This is a genomic window from Variovorax durovernensis (assembly GCF_977011995.1).
Genome location: NZ_CDRNCW010000001.1, coordinates 1,951,455 through 1,976,471, shown reverse-complemented (window position 1 = coordinate 1,976,471; position 25,017 = coordinate 1,951,455). Strand labels below are relative to the sequence as shown.

Below are 25,017 nucleotides of genomic sequence, written 5' to 3'. Positions count from 1 at the left end.
TGCCTCGCGCTCGCGCTGATGGTGCATGCATCGACCAGATTTTTCCCAGATCGCATGGTCGACTCCGCACACGGGAAGTTTCCGTTTTCAGCACACGAGGAGAAGAACCATCATGACGCGGCTGCCCAGAAAGCCAAGGCCATCGCGCGCGCGCGGTTTCACGTTGATCGAACTCATGGTGACCGTGGCCATCGTCGCCATCCTCGCCGCCATCGCATATCCCTCGTACACCGACTACGTGCTGCGCGGCCGCATCGTCGACGCCACCAGCGGACTGTCGGTCATGCGCGCGAACATGGAGCGCTACTTCCAGGACAACCGCACCTACCTGTCGACGGGCAGCTTCACGTCGCCCTGCCTGGTGTCCTCCACGCTGCGCATGGTGGGAACCTTCACGCTGTCGTGCGACGGCACCTTCGGCGCGGTGACCGCCACCGGCTACACGCTGGTGGCCACCGGCAGCGGCAGCACTGCAGGCTTCGTCTTCACCGTCGACCAGTCCAACAACCGCGCGACCGTGGGCGTGCCGACCGGCTGGACGACCTGCAGCAGCGACTGGGTGACGAAGCGGGGAGGATGCTGATGATGAGGCGCATCGGGCCGTCAGGCGGGTTCACGCTGATCGAGCTTGCGGTGACGCTGGTAGTGATGGCCGTGCTGATGGCGCTGGCGATGCCTTCGGTCTTCGCGTGGATCGCCAACACCCGCGTTCGCACGGTGAGCGACACGCTGCAGAACGGCCTGCGCCAGGCACAGGCCGAGGCGGTGCGCCGCAGCCGCACCGCGGTGTTCTCGCTGACCAACGACACCGCGCCCAAGACCAGCCTCACGGCCGCGGCCAACGGCGCCAACTGGTCGATCAACTTCGTCGCCTCCTCGACGCTCGACACCGCCGGCGTCGCGACTTTCGTCGAAGCCGGCGTGCTCACCAACGCCGGCACCGGCGTGAGCATCGCCGGCCCCGCCGCGATCTGCTTCAACCCGCTGGGCCGGCTGGTCGCCAACAGCAGCACCGGCGTCACCGGCGCCACATGCAGCCTGACCTCCGCCCCCACCTACAACATCACGATGAGCTCGGCCGACCGGCCGCTGCGCGTGGTCGTGAGCCTGGGCGGCCAGGTGCACCTGTGCGACCCGGCCAAGACGTTGTCGTCCAGCACGCCCGATGGCTGCCCGAGCTGAAGAATGAAAACCAGACGCCCTCCCCGTGCGCCGCAATCGGGCTTCGCGCTCATCGAAGTGCTGGTGTCCCTGCTGCTGTTCTCCTTCGGGCTGCTCGGCATGGCCGGGCTGCTGGTGCGCGCCGTCACCGTGTCGGTCGATGCGGAAGACCGCAACCGCGCCGCGCTGCTGGCCAACGAGATCGCGAGCACCATGTGGCTGAAGAATTCGATCGCGGTCGACACCGCCGCCTGGCAGACGCGCGTGAGCGACCTGAGCAACGGCGGGCTGCCCAACGCGACGCTGACGGTCGCGGCCGTCTCCGGCGCGACCAACAGCGCCGGTGCCGCCAACGCGGCCGACATCACGATCGCCTGGCGCGCCGTGACGCGCGATGCCGCCGCCGCCAACGCGGGCAGCCGGCTCGTCACGCGGGTGGTGCTGCCATGAGGCCTGTGCGGCCCATGCAGCAGCGCGGCGTCACGCTGATCGAGCTGATGGTGGCGATCGTCATCGGCCTGGTGATCACGCTGGCCGCCACCAACCTGCTGATCTTCAGCGAGTCGAGCAAGCGCACCACCACCGCCAACAACGACATGGGCCAGACCGGCGCCTATGCCGCCTACGTGCTGGACCGCGCGGTGCGCACCGCCGGCTCCGGCTTCACCCAGTCGTGGACGCTGGCCGGCGCCTTCGGCTGCCTGCTGAACGCCACGCTGCCGGCTTCGCCGAACCTGCCGCGCGGCTCGGCTTTTCCGGCGCCCTTTGCAACCGCTTTCCTTGGCGGCGCGAGCGGCAGTGCCAACCTGCGCGTGGCGCCAGTGCTGATCGGCAAGAACCAGTCCGACGCGGGCTCCGACGTGCTGGTGGTGATGGGCGGCACCGCTGCGTCGGGCGACGTGCCCCGGCTCATTCTTTCGAGCGGCAAGTCGGCCAACATCCTTCGGCTGGACAGCACCGTTGGGCTGGCCGAAGGCGACCTGGGCCTGGTGAGCGCCAGCGGCACCACCGACTGCCTGCTGGAGCAGGTGCATGCCAGCACGGCCTTCGCGGACAGCACCGCGAACGACGCGCTGCCGCTGGGCAGCACCTACTACACCGCGTCGGGGGCGTCGACCAGCCTGGCCACGCTGGCGGCCAGCGGCAGCGCGTACTTCACGCCACTGGGCAACGTCGGCGCGGGCAACACGCAGTTCCAGATGTTCGGCGTGGGCAGCAACAACACGCTCTACAGCTACGACCTGCTCATGGCCAACGGCACCGACGCCTCGCAGGCCATCGCCGACGGCGTGGCCGAGATGCACGCGCTGTACGGCCTGGACACCAACGCGGACGGCGTGCTCGACACCTGGGTGGACCCGGGCGCCACCGGCTACGACATCGCCACCATGATGAGCACGCCGGCCAAGGCGCGCCAGGTGGTCGCGGTGCGCATCGCGCTGGTGCTGCGCAGCGCGAACTACGAGAAGGAAAACACGAACGGCGAACTGCCCTCGCCCGCTTCGCTCACGCTGTTCGGCGATCTGGCCACGTCGCTGCAGCAGACCGTGAGTTTCAGCACGAGCGAGCGGCACTTCCGCCACCGCGTCGTCGAATCGACGATTCCCCTTCGCAACGTGCTGCTGCTCCCGACCTCATGACGTCCGATCTTTACCGCGCCCCGCGCCCATCTCCTGCACGGCGCCAGCGCGGCGTCGTGCTGCTGTTCTGCCTCATCCTGCTGGTGATCCTGCTGCTCGGCGGGGTGGCCGTGGTGCGCTCCATGCACACTTCGCTGACCAACGCCGGCAACCTCGCGTTCCGCCGCGACCTGGCCAGCCAGGGCGAGCAGGCCGCGTCCAACGTGCTGGTGGCCTTCAAGAGCGGCGCGCTGAAGACGGCCGCGCTCTCCGCGGCCAGCATTCCGTCGGCCAACTACAGCGCGGTCGAACTGGTCGCCAACACGCAGGGCATTCCGCTCGTGCTGCTGGCCAACGGCAGTTCGCCCAGCGGCGCCGACTTCACCGGCTCGACCTTCAGCCCCACCGCGGCGGACCTGCCGGGCGCGACCTCGGACATCACGATCCGCTACGTCATCGACCGCCTGTGCCGCGCCGCGGGCACCGCGACGACCAGCACCTGCGTCTATGCGCCGTCGAGCAGCACCGTCACCGGCGGCAGCAGCCAGTTGCCAGCAAGCCAGCGGCCGGCCTCCAGCATCTCGCCGGTGTACCGGCTGAGCGTGCGCGTGACCGGTGCCCGGTCGACGCAAGTGTTCCTCCAGACCTCCTTCACACGGCCCGAATGAAGCCAATGAAACGCCTCCGAGTCATCTGCCTTGCGCTCGCCGCCGCCACCCTGCTGCTGGGCGCAGGCCCCGTGCCCGCCGTGACACTGGCCGACCAGCCGGTGTTCGCCAGTGCAGACGTGCCGGGCAACCTGGCGCTCACGCTGTCGGTCGAATACCCGACCGCGATCAGCGTGGCCAACCTCGGCAACTACGCGGACAGCTCCACCTACCTGGGCTACTTCGATCCGCTCAAGTGCTACACGTACACGCTGAACACCACCACGCCGGCCAGCAGCTACTTCCAGCCGGCGGGCCTGGCGAGCGGCACCAATTCCCACTCCTGCTCCGGCAAGTGGAGCGGCAACTTCATGAACTGGGCGACGATGCAGACCATCGACCCGTTCCGCTGGGCGCTGACCGGCGGCTACCGCAGCGTGGACACGACGACGCAGACCATCCTCGAGAAGGCCTGGGGATCGAGCCAGGGTTCGCAAACCAACTTCCCGCTGCGCGGCACCGGGCAGGCCACGTCGACCGGCCACAACCTGGCGTCCTCGCTGATCTCGTCGGTGACGCCCCTGAGCTGGACCTCGTTCAACACCAGCATCTGGAAGCGCGGCAACACGATGGTGTTTTCCGGCACAGGCTCCAGCTACAGCAACACCGGTGTGAGCGGCAACGACTGGGTGAACGCCACCACGTCGAACAACGCTTCGAGCACCTATCGCGTGTATGTGCGCGTGAAGGTCTGCGATTCCAGCAGTTCGGCGGGCGGCGTGGAGTCCAACTGCGTGCTCTATCCCAACGGCCAGTACAAGCCCGAAGGGCTGATGCAGAGCTACGCCAACAAGATCCGCTACGGCGCCTTCTCCTACCTGAACGGCGGCGGCGACACCAACCAGGGCGCCGTGCTGCGCGCGCCGATGGGCTACATCGGACCGACCTACCCCACGCCGCTGTCGAGCACCGTCACCACCAACAGCAAGGCCGAGTGGAGTTCGACCACCGGCATCATGGTGACGAACCCCGACTCGGCCACAGCCACCGCGACCACCAGCACCAGCGGCGTGACCATCGGCAACAGCGGCGTGATGAACTACCTCAACAAGTTCGGCACCGCCTCCTCGTCGTACATGACCTACGACAACGTCAGCGAGCTTTACTACGCAGCCATTCGCTACTTCGAAAACCTCGGCAACGTGTCGACCTGGACCAGCTACATCACGCCGGCCACCACTTCCTCGTCCAGCACGCGGACCACGCTGCTCGACGGATTCCCTGCCGTCACCACCTGGACCGACCCGGTGCTCTACGCATGCCAGAAGAACTTCATCCTGGGCATCGGCGACACCAACACGCACTACGACTACAACGTGGGCGGCGGCACCCTGAGCGGCTCGCGCACCAAGCCGGCCGCGGTGAGCAGCGACACGCAGAACCAGGCGCGCACCTACACCAACAACCTGCTCACGCTCGAGGGCCTGAGTTCCAAGGTCGATGCCTGGTGGAACAGCTCCTACGCCACCTACTACATGGCGGGCCTGGCCTACCAGGCCCACACCAACGACATCCGCTCCGACCTGACCGGCACGCAGACCGTCTCGACCTACTGGATGGACGTGATGGAATACCAGACGGCGGCCGACAAGAACCCCTACTGGCTCGCCGCCAAGTACGGCGGCTTCACGGTGCCCTCGGGCTACGACCCGAGCCAGACCACCACCGCGCTCACGCGGAGCTGGTGGAACAGCAGCAGCGAGACCATCACGATGGGAACCGCCACCGAGTACAGGCCCGACAACTACTTCCTGGCCGGCAACGCGAACCAGATGGTCTCGGGCCTCACCAAGGCCTTCTCCGCCATCGCCACGGCCGTCAGTGCATACACAACGTCGCTCTCGCTGTCATCCGCGCAGGTGAGCGATTCGGGCAGCGCCTCGTACGCCGCGCAGTACGCGTCCAAGACCTGGAGCGGCGTGCTCACGGCCAGCAGCGTGACCATCGGCACCGACCTGAGCACCTCGTCGACCGTGATGTGGACCTCCACCGCCAAGCTCGCCACCCAGCTCGCCGGCACCGGCTGGAACACGGCGCGCCGCGTCGCGACCTGGGACGGCAGCAGCGGCCAGCCCTTTCGCTACGCCAGCCTCACGACCAGCCAGAAGGCCGCGCTCGTCACGTCCTACCGCGGCAGCGATGGGTCGGACTACCTGAACTACCTGCGCGGCGACCAGACGCAGGAAGTCGGCTCCACCACCAGCGGCAGCAGCCAGGCCTACCGGGCGCGCTCGGTGCTGCTGGGCGACATCGTGGGCTCCAAGGTGACGCCGGTGGCCGCGCCCAGCCTCACGTATTCCGACTCGATCAACCCCGGGTACGCGACCTTCAAGAGCACATGGTCGAGCCGGCCCACAGTGGTCTACGTGGGCGCCAACGACGGCATGCTGCATGCCTTCAACGGCACGCTGTCGGGCACCGACGCGGGCACGGAAATCTTCGCCTACGTGCCGAGCGCGCTGTTCCAGGGGCCGGGCGGCACGCCCAACACATCCGCCTCGGACGGCCTCACCGCCCTGGGCAACCCGAACTACACCCACCACTATTACGTCGATGCGACGCCGCTGAGCTTCGACGTCGACTTCAACTACGCGGGCGGCTCGCTCACCACGAGTTCCGCCGCCACCTCCGACTGGCGAACCATCCTCGTCGGCGGCCTCGGCAAGGGCGGCAAGAGCTTCTATGCGATCGACGTGACCAACCCGGCAGGCATGACTTCCGAATCGACGGTCGCGGGCAAGGTGCTGTGGGAGTTCACCGACTCCACCATGGGCTACAGCTACGGCGAGCCCCTGGTGATGAAGACCGCCAAGTACGGCTGGGTGGTGGTGCTGACCTCGGGCTACAACAACGGCGACGGCGACGGCTACGGCTACATCTATTTCGTCAACCCCAAGACCGGCGCTCTGCTGGAAAAGGTCAAGACAGGGAGCACCGCCGCCGGCCTCGCGCACGCCACCGCCTACGTGCGCGATTTCACCGACGGCACGGCCGACGCCATCTACGCCGGCGACCTCGACGGGCAGGTCTGGCGCTTCGACGTGACCGGCACGTCGACCTACAGCTCGCCCCTGCTGCTGGCCAAGCTGACGGACGCCAGCGGCAACGCCCAGCCCGTCACCACGCAGCCGCTGGTCGAGGTGCACCCGACCACCAGGAAGCGCTACGTAATGCTCGGCACCGGCCAGCTGCTGTCCTCGAGCGACGTCAACTCCACGGCCGCGCAGGACTTCTATGCACTGATCGACGGCACGGCCTCTGCCTTCAACACCTCGTCCTCGCTGCCCGCTGGCGTGAGCTTTCCGATCGCGCGCAGCAACCTCACTGCGCTGACCGACCTGAGCTCCAGCACGACCCTGGGCAGCAGCTCGATGGGCTGGTATGTCGACCTCGGCAGCGACAGCAGCAGCGGCATCGCCTGGCGCATGGTCACCAGCACGACCACCACCGGCGGCGTGGTGGCATTCGCCTCCACGCTCACCACGGCCGATGCATGCAGCCCCTCCGGCACCAGCCGGGTCTACTCCATCAACTTCGGCACGGGGCAATCGGCGCTGGAAAACAGTGCCGCCTACATCCCGGAGTCGTATGCGGTGACGGACCTGCGCTTTACCAGCAGCACCAACGGCGGCACCACGCTGTCGGTGGGCGGTACCACCGGCAGCATCGACAACCTGAAGGTATCTCTGTCGTCCAGCCTGAGCCTGCGGTTGCTCAACTGGCGTGAAGTGCCGGTGGTGCAATAACCCGGATCAACGCAGCGCGGTCCGGTCGGTAATCATCTTCGGCGTGATGAAGACCAGCAGTTCCGTCTTGTTGTAAGTGCGGCTGCGCGAACGGAACAGGGCGCCTACCACCGGGAGCTCGCCCAGCACCGGGACGCGCGACTCGTCGACGTTGTCCGTCAGCTCGAAGATCCCGCCGATCACGACCGTTCCTCCGTTCTCGACCAGCACCTCCGTCTGCACGTGCTTCGTATTGATCGCATAGCCCGCGCTCGTGGACTGCCCGACCGAGTCCTTGTTCACGTCCAGCGTCAGGATGACGTTGCCCTCCGGCGTGATCTGCGGCGTGACCTCGAGCTTCAGGTTGGCCTTGCGGAACGACACCGAAGTGGCGCCGCTGGATGTGGCCGACTGATAGGGCAGCTCCGTCCCCTGCTCGATCAGGGCCTTGGTCTGGTCCGCCGTCACCACGCGCGGACTGGCCACGACCTTGCCCTTGCCTTCGTCTTCCAGTGCGGAGATCTCCAGGTTGAGGATCTTCGACAGGCTGGAGTTGTACAGCGACACGGCAAAGGTGCCGACACTCGATCCGCTCGAACTGCTGGCGGGCAGGTTGACGAAGTTGCTGGTCGAGTTTCCGGAGAAGGAGGTGGTCCCGTCGCTCGATGTGGTCGGCTGGGTTCCGATGGAGCTGTTGCTGCCCTTCACCGAGCCGCCGAGCTTGACGCCCAGCGACTTGCTGAAGGTGTCCGATGCCTCGACGATCCGCGCCTCTATCAGCACCTGGCGTACCGAAACATCCAGCTTCTGGATCAGCTCGGCCACCTGCGCCAGGCGCGACGGAATGTCCGAAACGAAAAGCTGGTTGGTCCGCGGCTCGGCGATCACGCTGCCGCGCGAACTCAGGATGCGGGTCGTCGATCCGCCGGCTCCGCCGCTTGACGAGCCCGTGCCGGTGAGGCTCTGGGCGATCGCGGGCGCCTTGGCGTAGTTGAGCTGGAAGGACCGGGTCTGCACGGGCTCCAGGCTCTGGATCGCCGCCTGCGATTCGAATTTGAGCTTCTCCTTGGCGTTGAGCTCGTCTTCCGGCGCGATGCGCAGCACGCTGCCGTTCTTGCGCATGCCGAGGTTCTTCGCCTCCAGGATGATGTCGAGCGCCTGGTCCCAGGGCACGTCCTTCAGCCGCAGGGTGAGCGTTCCGACGACGGAGTCGGAAGTGACGATGTTGAGGTTGGTGAAGTCCGCAATCACCTGCAGCAGCGAGCGGATCTCGATGTTCTGGAAGTTCAGCGACAGCCTCTCGCCGTTGTAGCCTACGCCCGGCGTGAGCTTGCCGGGATTGTCCTTGCGGGGGCGCAGTTCCACCACGAACTGGCTGTTGCTCTGGTAGGCGCTGTGCTCCCATTCGCCGCGCGGCTCGATCAGCATGCGCACGCGGTCGCCGGCCTGCTGCATCTCCACCGTGCGCACAGGTGTGCCGAAGTCGGCCACGTCGAGCCGGCGGTTCAGGCCTTCGGGCAGCGAAGACTTGGTGAACTCGACCACCAGCCCCTTGCCCTGCTGGCGGATGTCCACGCCCACCTGGTCGTTGGGCAGCGTGACGATCACCCGGCCGGCCCCATCGGCGCCGAGTCGAAAGTCGAGGTCGCGCAGCGCCAGCATGTCGCGGTTGCGGTTCTCCGCAAACTCGAAAGGCACGGAGGCCGCTGTCGCGGCGCCCGCAACGGGCTGCAGCGACACCAGCAGCGACTTGCCCCTGGCCTCGGTCTTGTACGCGGTTGCCTGCTTCAGGTTCATGACGACGCGGGTGCGGTCACCCGCCTGCACCACGTTGACAGAGCGCAAATTGCCCTGGCTCACGTCGATGGCCGTGCGGCCCAGGATGCTGTCCATGTCCGGAAAGTCGAGCGCGATGCGCGCCGGAGACTGCACCGCGAATCCGGCGGGCGTGCCGACCAGCGGTTCGGAGAAATCGATACGAAGCACTTCCGCGCCAGCCTGCATGGAGCCGGTCACGGCTTCGATGCGGTTTCGCGGCTGCGCCTGCGGTTGTGACTGGGCCTGTGATGCGTCAAGCGATCCCAAGGCCAAGAGCAAGAAGACGCACGCGCGCAACCGGCGCGCGAACGCGGATATCTGTTTTTTCATTTGACTGCCTTGAAACTGCGGCTCCGCCTCCTCGCTGCCATGGGCTCCCTCATGAGCGCAGCGCGTGCCTCCGGCGCCGCGCAATGCATGCGCGGCGGCCTGCTGGCCGCGCTGCCCCCTTGCGTCGTCAGGCGATCAGAACGCGTGGCGGATGCCGAAGTCGTAGCCGGTCGACGAACGCGGCAGGCCCGAGAAGCCCACGCCGGTGCTGCCATAGCCCGTGGTGCTGGCCGACACCAGGCCGCCCGTGTAGTTCACGTCGTTGCGGTTGTTCACGCGCGCCACCGTCGCATACAGCGCCGTGCGCTTGGACAGGTTGTGCACGTAGCCGACCGCGAGCTTGCGTGCCAGCGGGTCCTCGCCCGTGACGCCCGCAACGCCTTCGTTGTAGCGAACCTGCGAGTACGCCACGCGGATCAGGCCGGCGCCCACCGGCACGGTCGCACCGATCAGGTAGCCGTTGTAGGTGTCGTGCGTGTCGGCCGCTGCCGAGTAGTCGAACTTGTTCTTAACGTTCGACAGCTCGCCGAACAGCTTGACCGGGCCGAAGTCGTACGAAGCGCCCAGGTTGATGGTCTGCACGCTGCGCTCCAGCGCGGTGGTGTCCACGACGCTGCTGCGGCCCACGCCCAGCGCGATGTCCAGCGGACCGTTGGCATAGCCGAAGCGCCCGCCCACGTAGCGGCCGGCGCTGCTGCTGGTCGCGGCCGTGGTGCTGGTGGCGCTGGTGCTGGTGTTCTCGGCGAAGCTGTACTGCACCTGGCCGTAGAAGCCGCCCAGGTTCGGCGGCAGGAAGTAGCCCACCGAGTTGCTGGCGCGCACGTAGTTGGCGTTGTTGATGGTGGTGTTGCCGCTGACGGTGCTGATCACGTTGGTGCCCGAACCGTTGGTGCCGAACGGATCGAACACGGTGTCGTTCCAGAAGGTGGGCGTGTAGTCGCGGCCCAGGCGCATTTCACCGAAGCCACCCGACAGGCTCACGGTGGAGCGGCGGTTGAAGGTGTTGATACCGGTGGCGCCGTCGTCGTTGGTGATGGGCGCTTCGAGCCAGAAGCTCGCGGCCAGGCCGCCGCCGAGGTCTTCGGTGCCGCGGAAGCCGATGCGGCTGGAGTTGTAGCCGGAGTTACCCAGGCTCCACTTGCTTTGCTTGTTCGACAGGCCCGTGACGGTGTCGCGCGCGGTGTTCGACTGGTAGGTCACGCCGGCGTCGACGACACCGAACAGCGTGACGGACGATTGGGCAGAGGCCAGGCCACAGACGGCCAGGGCAGCGAATGCCGTGAGGGATTTCTTCATTCAGGTTCTCCGGTTTCAGGTGTGATGCGGCCGCTCGGTATCGACCGGCTGTACGCATGGTTTCGTTCAAATCCGGAGGAAATTGGTAGATCCGTTTTCGGCCGCTTCGAGTGTTGTGTGCGCACATCAAACCCGCGCGAACGCAATGAGCAAAGGCTTTGCAGAGGTCCTTCAAATTTCTCCCAATTCGTTTGAAAAGATGCGCGCATGACGAAGCCGGAGACCCAAGGGTGAAGCCCGCAAGAACCTTGATGGCCGCGATGTGCGGTGCAATTTCCATCGCATGCGCGACCACGAGCATCGCGATGGTTCAATCGACATCGGTGCAGGCGGCGGGCATGTTCCTGGAGCACGGAACGCATGCACGCGCACCCGTGCCGCAAGCGGCCGCGCGGCCCTGGTGGTCAGGATTCGAGGACACCTCGCTGGACCGGCTCATGGCCGCATCGCAAGGCACCGCCGCGCCCGGCGTGGCCGCGGCCTACATCGCGCTCAAGGTGAAGACGCTGGAGCTCGGCTACCTGGAGAACACGCGCGCCGCCGCCGCAAGACAGGCCGTGCTCATCGGCACCAACCCGCCACGGCACGACGACTTCGCGAAAGAACTCGCTGCGCGCCAGGCCGACGCGGACACGACCATCGGCAAGCTGAAGGCGCAACGCGCGAGCTACATCTCTTATCTTGCGGCGCAGTGCCATATGCCGGAGAGCGCGCTGAGCGACTTGCTCGCCGATGCCTTGCAAGACACCGCGCTGCCCCGCTTCTCGGCCGAGGTGCCGCGCGGCCTGCCGATGGCGGTGCTGGCCCGCCGCAGCGACATCAACCTGGCCGCCGCGCTCTACGACGCGGACCCGGGCGCCATGCCCGACGGCGTGATCGACGCGAGCGGCGAAGCGCAAGACATCGACATGCCAGACAAGCCCCTCTACGCCAATGCGGTGATGCAGGCGCGCGACCAGGTCGCGGGTGCGCTGCGGCACCTGCAGATGCGGAGCGAGATTGCGAATACGGCTTACAGGCGCGTCGCGGATGCCAGGTCCGACTTCGAGTCGTCGAAGCGGCGACGCGACCGCGGCGAGATCTCCGAAGTGCAGCTCATGGAAGATTTCCAGGGCCTGCTGCTCGACCTGCATGTGCTGGCCGCCGCCAATGGCGAGCTGGCTCTGGCGTGGGTTGTTTTCATGGGAAGCATCGGCGGTGACGCGCCGATCGATGCGGTGGCAAACGCCCTGGACACAAGCACCACGCAATCGATGCAATTTCCGTTTCTGCACAAAGTCTCCCGAAAGTTGCGCAATCCTTGAAGTTCGAAGGAGCCTCACATGACCACTGCCTTGCACAAAGCCCCCGCCCGTCCCTTGCTCACGCTGGCCGGCCACGGGCACACCCAGTCGGAATCCGACGCGCACGCACGCCGCTCGTTTTCCATCGACGACGCGCAAGCGAACAACACGGCGACCATGCTGGCCGTGCAGCAGCTCACCAGTGCATTCGGGCCGGCGTTCAGCCGCTTGCACGTGCGGCAGGACCTCGTCATTCCCATGTACGAAGGCAGCGCCGTGCCCACCGCCCGCTTCGACGTGACCCTGGTTTGCGAGGCCGGCATTTACCTGTTCGAGGTGAAGGGCTGGCGCAACGCGGTGGTCTACCGCAAGACATCGGCGCGTGCGCTGCCGCGCTGGTTCCTGCGCCAGCACGACCACTCGCTGGCACGCGAGGTGAAAGACCCCGCCTGGCAGTGCGGCCGCAAGACCACGCACCTGCGCAACCTGCTGCCGCCCGACCTGAGGGTGCAGTACTTCGTGCTGCTGCCCTGCGAGGGCGTCGAGCTCCAGGGCGTGATGCCGACCGCGGTGATCACACCGCAAGACCTGCCGTACATCGCCCGCGTGGCGCGCAACAACGGGCACAACGACCATGGCTATCCGCTGCTGGACGATGCCGCGATCAACCGCACGCTGCGGCTGCTGGACGGCCTGCAGGGCGACCTGACGCTCGACGACCACATGCGCAACAGCCGCGAGAAGAGCGCGCGCGTGCACGTGCGCCCCGCGCACCCCGGCGCGCTGAATCTGCAATGACACGATGAGCCGTATCCTGTTGGTGGAGGATGGGCGCGAGGCCGCGTCGGTGCTGCACGAAGAGCTGCACCATGCCGGCCATGAGATCGAGCACATCGAGGACGGCGCCGTCGCGCTGCATCGGATCCTGACCGAGCCGCCCGCACTCACGCTGCTCGACGTGGCGCTGCCGCATGTCAGCGGGCTGCAGATACTGGAGAAGGTCCGCGCGCGCAGCGACCACCCCATCATCATGCTGACGGCGCGCAGCGAAGAGGCCGACCGGCTGCGCGGCTTCGAGCTGGGCGCGGACGACTACGTGTGCAAGCCTTTTTCGCCGCGCGAGGTGGCGGTGCGCATCCACGTGGTGCTGCGCCGCTATGCGCAGCGCCAGCGCGTGACGCGTCCGGTGGTGCCGATCACCTTTGGCGCCGTGCGCGGCTGCGCGATCCTCGACGGGCACTACCTGCCGCTGACGCGCCGCGAATCGCTGCTGCTGCGCGCGCTGTCGCAGGAGCCTGGGCGCGTGCTCACCCGCTCGAAGCTGCTGGAAGCAGCCTTCCCCGAGGCACTGGACGTGAACGAGCGCGTGGTCGACACGCACATCAAGAACCTGCGCAAGAAGCTCGCCACCGTCTCGGCGGCGCACGACTGGATCCGCTCGGTCTATGGCGTCGGCTTCGCATGGGAATCCCGCACCCGGCAGGACGCCTGAACCACACCGGCTTCCTGGAACGCTCTTGCTCATGAAATCACGCTGGCGCGGCTGGCCGCTGCCGTCGATGGCGCTTTCGCTCATGCTCTTGCTGCACGCCCGCAGCGCCGCCGCGCAGGAAAGCTGGATCGACGCCCCCATGACGCTGCGGCGCACGCCGCAGCTGACAGAAAGCATCCCGCCAGCCGAACGCGGCGTGCGACCGAGCCTGGTGGACGGCGACCGCCTCTCCGGCCGGCCCGACCTCGAGGTGGTGGTGGAAGGCGACGCCTCGCTGCGGCGCGGCGAAACCCGCATCACCGCCGACCGGCTCACCTACCAGCCGCCCGGCGACCTGGCCACGGCCACCGGCAACGTGCACCTGAACCAGGCCGGCAATGTGTACGAAGGCCCGGAGCTGCAACTGAAGGTCGAGAGCTTCGAGGGCTTCTTCAATCATGTGCGCTACACGCTGCTGGAGACCGGCGCGCACGGCGACGCCGAGCGCATCGACTTCGTGGACCCGAACGTGTCGGTGGCGCGGCATGCCACCTACACCACCTGCCTGCGTGAGAACTATGCCGGCTGGGTGCCAGCGTGGATGCTGAGCGCCGTGACGCTGACCACCGACAACCAGACCAACCTGGCCACCGCCACAGACGCGCAGATCAGCTTCCTGGGCGTGACCACGCCTTCGCTGCCGTCGGTGAGCTTTCCGCTGAACAACGCACGCCAGAGCGGCCTGCTGCCGCCGGTGATCGGCTTCGACACCACCAACGGCTTCGAGTACCTGCAGCCGTACTACTGGAACATCGCGCCCAACCGCGACCTCACGCTCTACCCCGAGATCATGAGCAACCGCGGCGTGAACCTGGGCACCGAGTTCCGCTATCTCGAGAAAGACTACAGCGGCCAGATCCGCATCGACGAGATGCCCTCCGACAGCCTGCGCGACCGCAACCGATGGGGCCTGTGGGCCAGGCACGACCAGAAGCCGGACCCCAAGCCTTTCGGACTCGATTCGCTGAGCACCTCGTTCAACATCAACCGCGTGAGCGACGACGACTACTGGCGCGACTTCTCGCACACGCCCACGCTGACCTCGCGCCAGCTCACGAACGAGGCCGACCTCAACTGGACCAAGGGCGACTGGAGCGGGCAGGCGCGCACCCTGTCCTACCAGACGCTGCAGTACGCGGCCTCGCCGATCACGCCGTCATACAACCGGGTGCCGCAGGTCACGGCCAACTACACCAAGTACGACTGGCACGGGCTGGACGTGTCGGGCACGCTGGACTACACGCGCTTCCAGGTCGACTCGGCCTATGCGCCCACGCTCAACGGCATCAAGCAGCCCGACGGCGAGCGCGTGGTGGGCAACCTGCAGATCAGCCGGCCATGGGTCACGCCGGGCGGCTACGTGATCCCGAAGCTGCTGCTGCACACGGCCTCGTACCAGCTCGCATCGCCGCTGGCAGATGGCCGCACCAGCATCACCAGCGTGGTGCCGACCGTGAGCCTGGACAGCGGCCTGGTGTTCGAGCGCGACGCCAGCCTCTTCGGCAGCGCCTGGCGCCAGACGCTCGAGCCCCGCGCGTTCTACGTGCACACGCCCTACCGCGACCAGAGCCAGCTGCCGGTGTACGACACGGCCGCCAACGACATCAGCTTTGCCACGCTCTACACGGAGAACGCGTTCTCGGGCAACGACCGCGTGTCGGACACCAACACGCTCACCACCGGCGTGACCACGCGACTGATCGATCCGGTCACCGGCGCGGAGTCGGCGCGCTTCGGCATCGCGCAGCGCTTTCGCTTCAGCGACCAGAACGTCACGCTGCCGGGCGGTACGGCCGTGACCGATCACTCGGGTGACTTCATCTTCGGCGGGCAGGTGCACTGGAACCCGAAGTGGAGCATCGACGGCCTGGCGCAATACAACATGGACACGGGCAAGTCGACGCGCGACGCGCTCACGCTGCGCTACACGCCGGCGCAGTACCACACGCTCACCGCGGCCTTCCGCTACCAGGCGGACAGCACCGCCACGGCGAACGACGGCACGAAGACGGTCGACTTCAACTGGCAGTGGCCGCTGAGCGACCTGACGGGCGGGCTGATGGGGGGCAAGTCGGCCGGGGACCCGGGGCGCTGGTATGCGGTGGGCCGGTTGAGCTACAGCCTGCACGACCGTGCGTTGTCGGACAGCCTGGTGGGCGCGGAGTACAACGCCTGCTGTTGGGTGGGCCGCATCGTGCTCGAGCGGCTGGTGACGGGGCGTGCCACGCCGGACACGCGGCTGATGTTCCAGATCCAGTTCAATGGCTTCGGCAACATCGGCTCCAACCCGACCAGCACGTTGCTGCAGAACATCCAGGGCTATCAGCCGCTGAACCAGTCTACGCAGCAGCCTAGCCGGTTCACCAACTACGACTGAGGGCTCTTGTTTGGGCTCTTGTTCAGGGCGCGTTCGATCAACCGGTGCTCTGAACGATCACGACGGCGGGGTGCCTTGCGCAGCGAAATAAAGGAGGAGGGGCGCAGCCCCGGGGGACATTCGCGGAGCAAGGTACCCCGTCGGCGTGAGCGCGCCCCGGACCACCCGCCCAAGAAACAGCAATCAGGGCAGCAGTTCGAACTTCAGGTCAGCAAGCGGCATGACCTTTTCTTCGCGCACCATCTTGTACTCGGTGTTCGGACCCAGCCACTTGGCCCAGATGCGGTCGAGCTCGCCCGACTTCTCCAGCGCATAGAGCGCACCGTTCACCTTGGCCAGCAGCGCCGGCTCATCCTTCTTCATGCCGATGCCGATGGGCTGGAGCACCATCGGGTCCTTGATCATCTTCAGCGCCACGCCTTCGGTCTTCGACTGGTTGACCAGCTTGGTGATGGTCATGGTGTTGGCCACCATGCCGACCGACTTGTTCTGCTGCACCGCCATGAAGGCCGAGCCCGTGTCCTGGAAAGTGACCGGGTCGGAGCCGTTCATCTTGATCGACATCTCCGAAGTGGAGCCCTTGGTCGAGCTCAGGCGCTTGCCCTTGAAATCGGCCTTGGTCGTGCCGGGGTCGGAGGCCTTCACGGCCAGCATCTCCTTGGCCACGTAGTACGGGTCGCTGAACTGGATCTGCTCGCCGCGGCTCTTGGTGTAGGCCAGGTTGGCAATGGTCACGTCGACGCGGCCGAGCTTGACTTCGGGCACGCGCGCTTCCACCGACAGCGGCGTGACCTTGGCGGTGAGACCCAGTTCCTTCGCCACGGCGTTGCACAGGTCGACGTCGTGGCCCACCATCTCGCGCGTCTTGGGGTCGGGCGCGGCGAACGGGGGCACGTCTGCGAAGGTGCCGCACTTGAGCTCCTTGCGCTGGCTGATGTCGCTCCACTGGTCGGCGTGCGCGAGCAGCGAGGCCGCGCTGAGACAGGTGCCGAGAATGGCAAGGCGGAAGACGGTCTTGTTCGACATGGTGAGCTCCTGGGAGATTGCGAAAAGTGAACGACGGGGAATGGACTCAGTGCGCGCGCAAATCCGACAGGAAGCGCTGCGCACGCGGATGCTGCGGACTGCGGAAAAAGGTCTCGGGGTCGGCCTTCTCCAGGATTCGGCCCGCATCCATGAACCAGATGCGGTCGGCCACCTCGCGGGCGAAGTTCATCTCGTGGGTGACGCACATCATGGTCATGCCGTCATTGGCAAGCCCGCGCATCACCGACAGCACCTCGCCGACCATCTCGGGGTCGAGCGCGCTGGTGGGTTCGTCGAAGAGCATGGCCGGCGGCTCCATGGCCAGAGCGCGGGCAATGGCCACGCGCTGCTGCTGGCCACCCGACAGCTGCGCCGGGTATGCACCCGCCTTGTTCGACAGGCCCACGCGTTCGAGCAACTGCCCGGCCTTGGCCTTGGCGTCGGCACGCTTCACGCCGAGCACGCGCATCGGCGACAACATGATGTTCTCCAGCACCGACAGGTGCGGGAACAGGTTGAAGCTCTGGAACACGAAACCGATGCGGCTGCGCAGCTTGTTCAGCGCACCACTGCCCATGGGCGCATGGATGTCGTGGCCGTCGAACAGCAACTGGCCCGACTTCACTTCTTCCAGCCGGTTCACCGTGCGGATCAGCGTGGACTTGCCGGAGCCGGATGGCCCGCAGACCACCACGACCTCGCCCTTCTTCACCTCGGCATTGATGTCGGCCAGCGCCTGGTAGTCGCCGTACCACTTGTTGATTTCGGAAAACAGGATCATGGTGTCGTCCTTGACGGCCGCGGGCCGCCCTGCGGGGTGTGGAACGGGCGCGGTCATGATTGCGTCGCCACGGGGGTCGGGAGCGGCACCTCGTCTTCGGCGGCCTTCACCGGCGCGGCGCCGAGCCGCTTGTGCGCGATGCGCCGCTCCAGCCATTGCGCCAGTTGCGTGAGGCTGAAGCACACGACGTAATACGTCAGCGCCAGGATGAAGAACACCTGGAACGGCTTGGTCAGCAGCTGGTTGTTGATCTGGTTGGCCGCGAAGGTGAGTTCCTGCACGTTGATCACGTAGCCCAGCGTGGTCTCCTTGATGGTGGAGATGAACTGGCTCAGCATGCTCGGCAGCATGTTGTAGAGCGCCTGCGGCAGGATCACGAACCACATGGTGCCCAGGTGGCTGTGGCCGAGCGCACGCGCCGCCTCGCTCTGCCCCTTGGGCAGCGAGAGAATGCCGGCGCGCACCACCTCAGACAGGTAGGCGCCTTCGTAGATCACCAGCGTGCACAGCATGGTGGTGAAGCCCGACACCTCGCGCCCGATGAGGATAGGCACAAGAAAGTAGACCCACAAAATCACCATGAGCAGCGGCACGCCGCGCACCACGTACACCAGCACGGTGGCGGGCCAGCGCAGCAGCCGCCAGGGCGACAGCCGCGCCAGCGCCAGCAGCACCGACAGCGGAAAGGCCAGCACGATGCCCAGCACCGAAAGAATCAGGGTGGCGACGATGCCGCCGAGCGGGCCGGTGGGATACTGGCCGACCAGCAGCAGAAGCCAGTTGTCGCGAAGAATTTCGTAGACGCTGTACATCGCTTGCCTCGCTTACCTTGCACCGACGATGCGGTAGCGCCGCGACAGCCAGCCGCCCACGGCCATGATGAGCAGCGAGCACACCAGGTACAGCACGGTGGCCACGCTGTAGGCCTCGAAGGTGCGAAAGCTCTGGCTCTCGATTTCCTTCACCGCATGCGTGAGCTCGGCCACGCCGATGGCCATGGCCAGGCTGCTGTTCTTGAAGAGCGACACGCTGTGGTTCACCAGCGCCGGTACCGCGTTGCGGATGGCCTGCGGCAGCATCACGAATCGCATGGAGCCGATGTAGCCGTGGCCGAGCGCACGTGCGGCCTCGGCCTGTCCGGCCGGAATGGCGCGCAGGCCCGAGCGCATGTCTTCGCTGAAGTAGGCAGCCTGGCACAGCCCGAGTGCGACGATGGACAGCCACCTCTCGGCGTTGTTGACCGACAGCCAGCCCTGCAGCGCATCTGGCAGCAGGCTGAAGATGCCGAAGTACCAGAACATGAGCTGCACCAGCGTGGGCACGTTGCGGTGATAGGAAACATAGCCGGCCACCACGCGCTCGGCGATGCGGTTCGGCGTGAGCCGCACCACCAGCAGCACCACGGCCATGGCCATGGCCAGCAGCCAGGAGCCGGCCGCGATCTTCAGCGTCTCCAGCAGGCCGTGCAGCAGCATGGCGCCGAACTCCGGCTTCAGCAGGATCGCCAGCAGGTCGAAGTCCTTCATGCGCTGTTCCTTTGTTGCTTGGCGTGCATCGGCCGGTGGCTCAGTCGCGCGGGGTTTCCGGCCGCGTGGTCGACAGGCCGCCCGGCACTTGCAGCGTGGGCGTGATTTCCATGTGGCCCACGTTCACCGCGATGGGCGCGGCAATGGCGAAGGCGATGGCGTTGGCGATGTCTTCGGCCTGCGGCAGTTCGAAGCCTTCGACGAAGCGCTTGTAGGTGTCTTCGGAGTCGCCGTGCACGTGCGCGAAGATGTCGGTCGCCACGCGCCCCGGGCAGATTTCAGTAACGCGCACGCGCTTGCCGAAGCAGTCGATGCGCAACTGGCGCGACAGCATGCTCACCGCCGCCTTGGTCGCGTGGTAGGTGCTGTTGCCGCCGAAGTTGTAGGCCGCGGCAATGGAGCTGATATTGACCACGTGCCCGCGATCGCGCGCCACCATGCCGGGCACCACGAGCCGGCAAAGGTGCAGCACGGCGCGCAGGTTGACGTCCACCAGCAGGTCGATGCCTTCGGCGTCGGCCTTGAGGATGGAACCGGGGCGGTCGACGCCGGCGTTGTTGACCAGCACGTCGAACTCGACTTCCTTCGCAAGCTGGGTGATGCCCGCGAGGTCGCTCACGTCGATGGCGTGCGGAATGCAGCCGGTGCGCGCGGCCAGGTCGGCCAGCTTGTCGGCGCTGCGTGCCAGCGCATGGACCTTCAGGCCTTCCTTGCTGAGGCGTTCGACGACGGCGGCGCCGATGCCCGAGGAGGCTCCGGTCACCAGCGCGGTCTTGTAGTCGGAAAAAGGCATGTCGGGTTCTTTCGTTGAGTGGCAGATGACTGCCTGGAATTCACTGTAGCCAGCGCCTGCAGACGGCGCCAAGACGGATTGACTGTGGAGCGATAAGCCCCCCTTATGTCGCCCGCGATCCGTGCATATGACTAAGGGTTAGCACCATGTTCGTGCCCCGATGCATCAGATCGTTTGCCTGGAGATGGGCACCACGCGCCCCGCCTGCTCCACCACGCCACGCACGGCGCGGGCCAGGTCCACGGCGCCGGGCGTGTCGCCGTGCAGCAGGATGGAATGCACCCGCATCGCGATCTTCTTGCCGGTGCTGCTGGTGACGGTGCCTTCCTCCAGAAGCTGCCGCACCCGCGCCAGAACCGCGTCGCGCTCGTGGATGACCGCGCCGGGCAGCTTGCGCGGCACCAGCAGGCCGTCGTCGCCGCAGGCGCGGTCGGCCAGGAAGGTGGTGCGCACGCGCAGGCCGCAGCGTTCGGCCGCGTCTTCGATGGCGCGGCTGGCGGAGGTGCTGATGGTGAGCGAGGGATCGAAATCGGCCACGGCACGCACCAGCGGCTCGGCCAGCGAGGCATCGGCCGCGGCCATGTTGCCGAGCGCGCCGTGGAAGCTCATGTGCGTCATGCGGTGGCCGGCGGTGCGCGCCATGCCTTCCAGGGCGCTGAGCTGATAGAGCACGTACGCCACCAGTTCCTTGGTCTCGATCTGCATCTGCCGGCGGCCGAAGCCCATCAGGTCGGGAAAGCCCACGTGCGCACCGACGTCGACGCCGCGCTGGCGCGCCATGCGCACGGTGCGGTCCATGATGACGGGGTCGCCGGCGTGGAAGCCGCAGGCGACGTTGGCGGAGGAAACGATGTCGAGCAGGGCTTCGTCCTCGCCCATGCGCCAGGGGCCGAAGCCTTCGCCGAGGTCCGCGTTCAGGTCGATGTCCATCGTGAATCCTTGTCTCGAGCGTCAGAGGGGGTGCAGGTCGAACAGTTGGGCGCCGTAGCCGACTGCGAGGCCGTCGGCCGCGTGGATGCTGTCGACGATGCCGGCTTGCGGTGCGGTCACGGGCAGCAGCAGCGGGCCGATCTTCAGCAGCCCGATGGTCTGGCCGACTTCGACGCGCAGGCCGATGCGGACCATCGGTACAGCAGCCAGTGGATGGCTTTGCAGGAATACGCCGAGCGAAGGGGCGCGGATCGACAGGATTTCGGGTTCGGCTTCTTCATCCGGCAGTTCGATGATTTCGTCGCCCTGCCGGCCAAGGCGCAGGGTGCCGTTTGGCGTGCGAAGTTCGAGCAGGCCGATGTCTGTGTTGGCCAGCCAGGCGGCTAGCTGGGAGGCGCGCAGTGCTGTGTCCTGCATTTTTCAGGCCTTCGCTTTTTGGTGCTCTTGTTCGGGGTGGTGCGCAGGCCGGGGGACATTCGCGGAGCAAGCTACCCCGTCGGCGTGATCGCGCCCCGAACGACAACAACGCTCAAACACGAGGAGCCCCCCGATGAAGAGCCACCACACGCGCCACCTTGTCGAGCCACGCACGCACTTCGTCGAGCGCGGCCAGCGCCTCGTCCCATGTGGTTTCGATGAAGCGCATGCGGCTGCCGATGGGTGCCTGGCCGAGGCGCCACATGTCGGCCTCGATCACGGTGCCGAACTTGGGGTAGCCGCCGGAGGGTTGGGCGTCGCGCATCTGGATGATGGGTTGGCCGCTGTGCGGTACCTGGATGACGCCGGGCACGATGCCGTGCGAGCGCAGCTCCATCGGGGCGATTGGGCGCAGCGCCTCGCCTTCGAGGCGGTAGCCGTAGCGGTCGCTTTGTGGCGTGATCTTCCATTCGCCGGACCAGAAGGCCTCTCTCGAAGCGGGCTCGAAGGCCATGTATTCGGCTGCGGGCAGCACCCGCACGGCGGCCACGCCGTCGCGCGCCAGCGGCAGTGCGAGCGCGGGTGGCACGAGGCCGAAGCCGGTGCGGCAGGCGGTGCCGGCTCCGGCGGCGCGAAGCACGTCGCCGCGTTGCAGCGCGCGTCCTTCATGCCCGCCGAATGCGCCGCGCAACTGGGTGCTGCGCGAGCCCAGCACCTCCGGAACGTCGATGCCACCTGCCACGCACAGCACGGCACGGCTGCCGCGTTGCGCGCCGCCTTGCGGCAGGCCGAGCGTGAGCACCTGGCCGGCGCGTGCCTGGTGCACCCACCAGGGAAGCAGGGGCTGTTCGTCGAGCCTGGCGGCGCAGTCGACGCCGGTCAGCGCGAAGGCGCAGTCCTCGCCGAAACGCACCTTGAACGGGAACACCGGCACCTCGATGGCTGCCGCGCCCAGCGCATTGCCCAGCAGCAGGTTGCCGGCGGCCAGCGCCAGGTTGTCCATGGCGCCCGAGGTGCCCACACCCCAGCGCAGGCTGCCGGTGCGGCCCAGGTCCTGCACGGTGGCGAGCGCGGCGGACGAAAGGATTTCGATCATCGGACGATGCCCTCCACGCGGAAACGGATCATGTCGCCCGGCTGCAGCATTGCGGGCGGGTCTTGCGCGGGGTCGAAGAACACCATCGACGTGCTGCCGATGGTGTTCCAGCCGCTGGGGCCGGCCGAGGCCGACACGCCCGTCTGCGCGCCGCCGATCGACACCGCGCCGCCCGGAATGCTCAGCACCGGCACCTTGCGCCGCGGCGTGGCGATGCGCGGGTCCATGCCGCCCAGGTAGCAGTAGCCGGGATGGCTGCCGAGCGCGTACACCGGATAGAGCGGCGCGCTGTGCAGCTCGACGATGGCCTCGATGCTCAGGCCCGTGTGCGCCATCACGTCGGCCATGTGCGGGCCGCCCTCGCCGCCGTAGACCACGGGGAGTTCGACCACGCGGCCTTCGCGCGGCACGGCGGTGGCCGCGTTCCAGGCCTCGCACAGGCGCTCGCACAGCGCATCGAGATGGCGCGGCGCGCGCGTGAAGGTGAGCATCAGGTTGTTCATGCCCGGCACGGCCTCGCGCACTTCGGGCCAGCTCTCGGCTTCATGCGCCAGCGCCCAGATGCGCTGCTGCGACGGCAGGTTCATGTCGCCGGGCGCTTCGAACAGCAACGCCGTGGTGCCCAGAAGGCTGATGGACGGTTCGGTACGGGATGCCTGTGCGCTCACGCCGCGCTCCTTTGCTGCAGCCAGCGTTCGAGGTGATGGATGTCGACACCGCCGGCGGCAAAGCCGTCGTCCTGCAGAAGCGCGCGGTGCAGCGGCACGTTGGTGGCAATGCCTTCCACGCGCGTCTCGGCCAGCGCCAGGCGCATGCGGTCGAGTGCATCGGCACGGGTATCTCCGTGCACGATGAGCTTGGCGATCATCGAGTCGTAGTACGGCGGCACGCGGTAGCCGGCGCCGACGTGCGAATCGACGCGCACGCCGAAGCCGCCGGGCACCTGCCAGCCGGTGATGCGGCCCGGCGCGGGCGCGAAGGTGTCGGGGTTCTCGGCATTGATGCGGCACTCGATGGCGTGGCCCTGGCAGCGCACGTCGGCCTGCGCCAGCGACAGGCGCTCGCCGAGCGCCATGCGCAACTGCTGCTGCACGATGTCGATGCCGGTGGTCATCTCGGTCACCGGGTGTTCCACCTGCAGGCGGGTGTTCATCTCGATGAAATAGAAGGCACCCTTTTCGTACAGGAACTCGAAGGTGCCCACGCCGCAGTAGCCGATCTGCCGGCACGCGGCCGCGCAGCGCTCGCCCACCTCGGCCATCAGTGCGTCGTCGATGCCGGGCGCGGGCGCCTCTTCGATCACCTTCTGGTGGCGCCGCTGAAGCGAGCAGTCGCGGCTGCCCAGCCACACCGCGTTGCCGTGGCTGTCGGCCAGCACCTGGATCTCGACATGGCGCGGATGCAGCAGGAATTTCTCGATGTAGACCTCGGGGTTGCCGAAAGCCTGGCGCGCTTCCTCGCGCGTGAGGGCCATGGCGTCGAGCAGCACGGCTTCTTCGTGCACCACGCGCATGCCGCGCCCGCCGCCACCGCCTGCCGCCTTCACGATCACCGGATAGCCGATGTCGCGCGCCAGGGCCAGCACGGCGGCCGGGTCGTCCGGCAGCGGCTCGTCGGGGCCGGGCACGCAGGGCACGCCGGCCTTGCGCATCGCGCGCTTGGCCGAGACCTTGTCGCCCATGGTGCGGATGCACGCGGCGCTGGGCCCGACGAACACGAGGCCGGCCTGCTCGACACGATCCGCGAAGCCCGCGTTCTCCGAGAGAAAACCATAGCCCGGATGGATCGCCTGCGCGCCGCTCACTTCGGCGGCGAACAGGATGGCCGATTGGTTCAGGTAGCTCAGGCCCGGCGCGGCAGGCCCGATGCACAGCGCCTGGTCGGCCTGCGCGACGTACATGGCGTCGCGGTCCGCCTCGGAATGCACGGCCACCGTGCGCAGGCCCAGGCCCCGGCAGGCGCGCTGGATGCGCAGGGCGATCTCGCCCCGGTTGGCAATGAGCACGGTGTCGAACATTGCGCGGGCCTCCTCAGTCGAAGCGGAACAGGGGCTGGCCTGCTTCCACTTCCTGGCCCGATTGCACGAGCACCTGCAGCACGGTGCCTGTGCGGTCGGCGCGGACCTCGTTGAACATCTTCATCGCCTCGATCACGCACAAAAGCTGGCCGGCTTCCACGGCCTGAGCCGGTTGCACGAAGGGCGGCTCGCCAGGCGCGGGCTGAAGGTGCACCACGCCGAACAGCGGCGCAAGGCACTCGGCACTGGCACCCGCCGGTGCCGCTGTTTCTTCCAGCGCTTGCCGTGGCGCCTTGCGTATGCCGGACGGGCTTCGTGCAGCGGGCGCGGCGGATGCGGCCCCCAGCGCGGCCAGCTTCACCAGCCGCAGCGTGCTGCCGTTCTCGCTGTACTCCAGTTCCGCCAGGTCCGATGCGGTCAAAGCGTCGATGAGCGTCTTGATCTGTTCCTGCTTCATGCCGATGGCTGTGGTGGCCGACGCGTTCCGCGAACGCGTGACGGCATGCATGAAAGGTAACGGGCCGCGAGCCTGAAGCCAAAGACGGAATGGCTGTGCCGGGATAAGGGCGCCTTATGACGCCCGG

Annotated in this window: 23 protein-coding genes; 10 read left to right on the top strand and 13 right to left on the bottom strand. The window is 67.1% G+C overall.

Annotated elements, in window-relative coordinates; translation table 11 throughout:
• The first annotated feature begins 112 nt into the window (after positions 1-112).
• The 6 genes from ACWV14_RS09385 to ACWV14_RS09360 are packed head-to-tail and all read left to right on the top strand — an operon-like array spanning position 113 to position 7,233.
• The gene (locus tag ACWV14_RS09385) at positions 113-583 is read left to right on the top strand and encodes a type IV pilin protein (RefSeq protein WP_454907221.1); all 471 of its coding nucleotides are present in this window, start codon (positions 113-115) and stop codon (positions 581-583) included.
• Between the two features lie 2 nt (positions 584-585).
• Positions 586-1,182, top strand: a complete 597-nt coding sequence (locus ACWV14_RS09380) for a pilus assembly FimT family protein (protein ID WP_455240208.1) — start codon at positions 586-588, stop codon at positions 1,180-1,182.
• 3 nt (positions 1,183-1,185) lie between these two features.
• Complete coding sequence (pilV, locus tag ACWV14_RS09375; protein ID WP_454907223.1) at positions 1,186-1,611, top strand: type IV pilus modification protein PilV; 426 nt, start codon at positions 1,186-1,188, stop codon at positions 1,609-1,611.
• Entirely contained in the window at positions 1,608-2,801 is a 1,194-nt protein-coding gene (locus ACWV14_RS09370) for a PilW family protein (RefSeq protein WP_454907224.1), read from the top strand. The genes pilV and ACWV14_RS09370 overlap by 4 nt, the downstream gene beginning before the upstream one ends.
• The gene (locus ACWV14_RS09365) at positions 2,798-3,448 is read left to right on the top strand and encodes a hypothetical protein (RefSeq protein WP_454907225.1); all 651 of its coding nucleotides are present in this window, start codon (positions 2,798-2,800) and stop codon (positions 3,446-3,448) included. The genes ACWV14_RS09370 and ACWV14_RS09365 overlap by 4 nt, the downstream gene beginning before the upstream one ends.
• A 5-nt stretch (positions 3,449-3,453) precedes the next feature.
• Positions 3,454-7,233, top strand: a complete 3,780-nt coding sequence (locus tag ACWV14_RS09360) for a pilus assembly protein (RefSeq protein ID WP_454907226.1) — start codon at positions 3,454-3,456, stop codon at positions 7,231-7,233.
• A 6-nt stretch (positions 7,234-7,239) separates the two neighbouring features.
• On the opposite strand, the gene pilQ is transcribed toward ACWV14_RS09360, so the two are convergent.
• Entirely contained in the window at positions 7,240-9,360 is a 2,121-nt protein-coding gene (gene pilQ, locus ACWV14_RS09355; RefSeq protein ID WP_454907227.1) for a type IV pilus secretin PilQ, read from the bottom strand.
• A gap of 135 nt (positions 9,361-9,495) precedes the next feature.
• Positions 9,496-10,656, bottom strand: a complete 1,161-nt coding sequence (locus tag ACWV14_RS09350) for a porin (RefSeq protein WP_454907228.1) — start codon at positions 10,654-10,656, stop codon at positions 9,496-9,498.
• Between the two features lie 305 nt (positions 10,657-10,961).
• On the opposite strand from ACWV14_RS09350, the gene ACWV14_RS09345 reads away from it, so the two are divergent.
• The 4 genes from ACWV14_RS09345 to ACWV14_RS09330 are packed head-to-tail and all read left to right on the top strand — an operon-like array spanning position 10,962 to position 15,847.
• Entirely contained in the window at positions 10,962-11,960 is a 999-nt protein-coding gene (locus tag ACWV14_RS09345; protein ID WP_454907229.1) for a hypothetical protein, read from the top strand.
• Between the two features lie 18 nt (positions 11,961-11,978).
• A complete protein-coding gene (locus ACWV14_RS09340) occupies positions 11,979-12,737 on the top strand; it encodes a nuclease-related domain-containing protein (RefSeq protein ID WP_454907230.1) in 759 nt (252 codons plus the stop codon).
• Between the two features lie 4 nt (positions 12,738-12,741).
• Positions 12,742-13,431 (top strand): response regulator, encoded by a 690-nt coding sequence (locus ACWV14_RS09335; protein ID WP_454907231.1) that lies wholly within the window; start codon positions 12,742-12,744, stop codon positions 13,429-13,431.
• A gap of 31 nt (positions 13,432-13,462) precedes the next feature.
• Positions 13,463-15,847, top strand: a complete 2,385-nt coding sequence (locus tag ACWV14_RS09330; protein ID WP_454907232.1) for an LPS-assembly protein LptD — start codon at positions 13,463-13,465, stop codon at positions 15,845-15,847.
• Positions 15,848-16,030: 183 nt separating this feature from the next.
• On the opposite strand, the gene ACWV14_RS09325 is transcribed toward ACWV14_RS09330, so the two are convergent.
• From ACWV14_RS09325 to ACWV14_RS09275, 11 genes are all read right to left on the bottom strand, one after another.
• Positions 16,031-16,873: an ABC transporter substrate-binding protein gene (locus tag ACWV14_RS09325; RefSeq protein ID WP_454907233.1), complete on the bottom strand. Its 843-nt coding sequence runs from the start codon at positions 16,871-16,873 to the stop codon at positions 16,031-16,033.
• Positions 16,874-16,919: 46 nt separating this feature from the next.
• Positions 16,920-17,654, bottom strand: a complete 735-nt coding sequence (locus ACWV14_RS09320) for an amino acid ABC transporter ATP-binding protein (protein ID WP_454907234.1) — start codon at positions 17,652-17,654, stop codon at positions 16,920-16,922.
• A 53-nt stretch (positions 17,655-17,707) separates the two neighbouring features.
• Entirely contained in the window at positions 17,708-18,466 is a 759-nt protein-coding gene (locus tag ACWV14_RS09315) for an amino acid ABC transporter permease (RefSeq protein WP_454907235.1), read from the bottom strand.
• Between the two features lie 12 nt (positions 18,467-18,478).
• Entirely contained in the window at positions 18,479-19,180 is a 702-nt protein-coding gene (locus tag ACWV14_RS09310; protein ID WP_454907236.1) for an amino acid ABC transporter permease, read from the bottom strand.
• A 40-nt stretch (positions 19,181-19,220) separates the two neighbouring features.
• Positions 19,221-19,973 carry an SDR family oxidoreductase gene (locus ACWV14_RS09305; RefSeq protein WP_454907237.1) on the bottom strand — a complete coding sequence of 251 codons (753 nt, stop codon included), beginning with the start codon at positions 19,971-19,973 and terminating at the stop codon, positions 19,221-19,223.
• A 165-nt stretch (positions 19,974-20,138) separates the two neighbouring features.
• Complete coding sequence (locus ACWV14_RS09300) at positions 20,139-20,903, bottom strand: LamB/YcsF family protein (protein ID WP_454907238.1); 765 nt, start codon at positions 20,901-20,903, stop codon at positions 20,139-20,141.
• A 21-nt stretch (positions 20,904-20,924) separates the two neighbouring features.
• Positions 20,925-21,320: an acetyl-CoA carboxylase biotin carboxyl carrier protein gene (locus ACWV14_RS09295; protein WP_454907239.1), complete on the bottom strand. Its 396-nt coding sequence runs from the start codon at positions 21,318-21,320 to the stop codon at positions 20,925-20,927.
• A 112-nt stretch (positions 21,321-21,432) separates the two neighbouring features.
• On the bottom strand, positions 21,433-22,416 hold the full coding sequence (locus ACWV14_RS09290; protein WP_454907240.1) for a 5-oxoprolinase subunit C family protein: 984 nt from the start codon (positions 22,414-22,416) through the stop codon (positions 21,433-21,435).
• Positions 22,413-23,084 (bottom strand): 5-oxoprolinase subunit PxpB, encoded by a 672-nt coding sequence (gene pxpB / locus ACWV14_RS09285; protein ID WP_454907241.1) that lies wholly within the window; start codon positions 23,082-23,084, stop codon positions 22,413-22,415. The genes ACWV14_RS09290 and pxpB overlap by 4 nt, the downstream gene beginning before the upstream one ends.
• A complete protein-coding gene (gene accC / locus ACWV14_RS09280) occupies positions 23,081-24,433 on the bottom strand; it encodes an acetyl-CoA carboxylase biotin carboxylase subunit (protein WP_454907242.1) in 1,353 nt (450 codons plus the stop codon). The genes pxpB and accC overlap by 4 nt, the downstream gene beginning before the upstream one ends.
• A gap of 13 nt (positions 24,434-24,446) precedes the next feature.
• Positions 24,447-24,890: an acetyl-CoA carboxylase biotin carboxyl carrier protein gene (locus tag ACWV14_RS09275; RefSeq protein WP_454907243.1), complete on the bottom strand. Its 444-nt coding sequence runs from the start codon at positions 24,888-24,890 to the stop codon at positions 24,447-24,449.
• Between the last annotated feature and the right edge of the window lie 127 nt (positions 24,891-25,017).

What these genes read in the sequence shown, in the direction of transcription:
- ACWV14_RS09315 (WP_454907235.1), bottom strand. Translation starts at nt 18,466, where the DNA reads ATGTACAGCGTCTACGAAATTCTTCGCGACAACTGGCTTCTGCTGCTG.
- ACWV14_RS09310 (WP_454907236.1), bottom strand. Translation starts at nt 19,180, where the DNA reads ATGAAGGACTTCGACCTGCTGGCGATCCTGCTGAAGCCGGAGTTCGGC.
- ACWV14_RS09340 (WP_454907230.1), top strand. Translation starts at nt 11,979, where the DNA reads ATGACCACTGCCTTGCACAAAGCCCCCGCCCGTCCCTTGCTCACGCTG.
- accC (WP_454907242.1), bottom strand. Translation starts at nt 24,433, where the DNA reads ATGTTCGACACCGTGCTCATTGCCAACCGGGGCGAGATCGCCCTGCGC.
- ACWV14_RS09345 (WP_454907229.1), top strand. Translation starts at nt 10,962, where the DNA reads ATGGTTCAATCGACATCGGTGCAGGCGGCGGGCATGTTCCTGGAGCAC.
- ACWV14_RS09330 (WP_454907232.1), top strand. Translation starts at nt 13,463, where the DNA reads ATGAAATCACGCTGGCGCGGCTGGCCGCTGCCGTCGATGGCGCTTTCG.
- ACWV14_RS09275 (WP_454907243.1), bottom strand. Translation starts at nt 24,890, where the DNA reads ATGAAGCAGGAACAGATCAAGACGCTCATCGACGCTTTGACCGCATCG.
- ACWV14_RS09360 (WP_454907226.1), top strand. Translation starts at nt 3,454, where the DNA reads ATGAAACGCCTCCGAGTCATCTGCCTTGCGCTCGCCGCCGCCACCCTG.
- ACWV14_RS09350 (WP_454907228.1), bottom strand. Translation starts at nt 10,656, where the DNA reads ATGAAGAAATCCCTCACGGCATTCGCTGCCCTGGCCGTCTGTGGCCTG.
- ACWV14_RS09320 (WP_454907234.1), bottom strand. Translation starts at nt 17,654, where the DNA reads ATGATCCTGTTTTCCGAAATCAACAAGTGGTACGGCGACTACCAGGCG.
- ACWV14_RS09325 (WP_454907233.1), bottom strand. Translation starts at nt 16,873, where the DNA reads ATGTCGAACAAGACCGTCTTCCGCCTTGCCATTCTCGGCACCTGTCTC.
- pilQ (WP_454907227.1), bottom strand. Translation starts at nt 9,360, where the DNA reads ATGAAAAAACAGATATCCGCGTTCGCGCGCCGGTTGCGCGCGTGCGTC.
- pilV (WP_454907223.1), top strand. Translation starts at nt 1,186, where the DNA reads ATGAAAACCAGACGCCCTCCCCGTGCGCCGCAATCGGGCTTCGCGCTC.
- ACWV14_RS09295 (WP_454907239.1), bottom strand. Translation starts at nt 21,320, where the DNA reads ATGCAGGACACAGCACTGCGCGCCTCCCAGCTAGCCGCCTGGCTGGCC.
- ACWV14_RS09385 (WP_454907221.1), top strand. Translation starts at nt 113, where the DNA reads ATGACGCGGCTGCCCAGAAAGCCAAGGCCATCGCGCGCGCGCGGTTTC.
- ACWV14_RS09300 (WP_454907238.1), bottom strand. Translation starts at nt 20,903, where the DNA reads ATGGACATCGACCTGAACGCGGACCTCGGCGAAGGCTTCGGCCCCTGG.
- ACWV14_RS09335 (WP_454907231.1), top strand. Translation starts at nt 12,742, where the DNA reads ATGAGCCGTATCCTGTTGGTGGAGGATGGGCGCGAGGCCGCGTCGGTG.
- ACWV14_RS09365 (WP_454907225.1), top strand. Translation starts at nt 2,798, where the DNA reads ATGACGTCCGATCTTTACCGCGCCCCGCGCCCATCTCCTGCACGGCGC.
- ACWV14_RS09290 (WP_454907240.1), bottom strand. Translation starts at nt 22,416, where the DNA reads ATGATCGAAATCCTTTCGTCCGCCGCGCTCGCCACCGTGCAGGACCTG.
- ACWV14_RS09305 (WP_454907237.1), bottom strand. Translation starts at nt 19,973, where the DNA reads ATGCCTTTTTCCGACTACAAGACCGCGCTGGTGACCGGAGCCTCCTCG.
- ACWV14_RS09370 (WP_454907224.1), top strand. Translation starts at nt 1,608, where the DNA reads ATGAGGCCTGTGCGGCCCATGCAGCAGCGCGGCGTCACGCTGATCGAG.
- ACWV14_RS09380 (WP_455240208.1), top strand. Translation starts at nt 586, where the DNA reads ATGAGGCGCATCGGGCCGTCAGGCGGGTTCACGCTGATCGAGCTTGCG.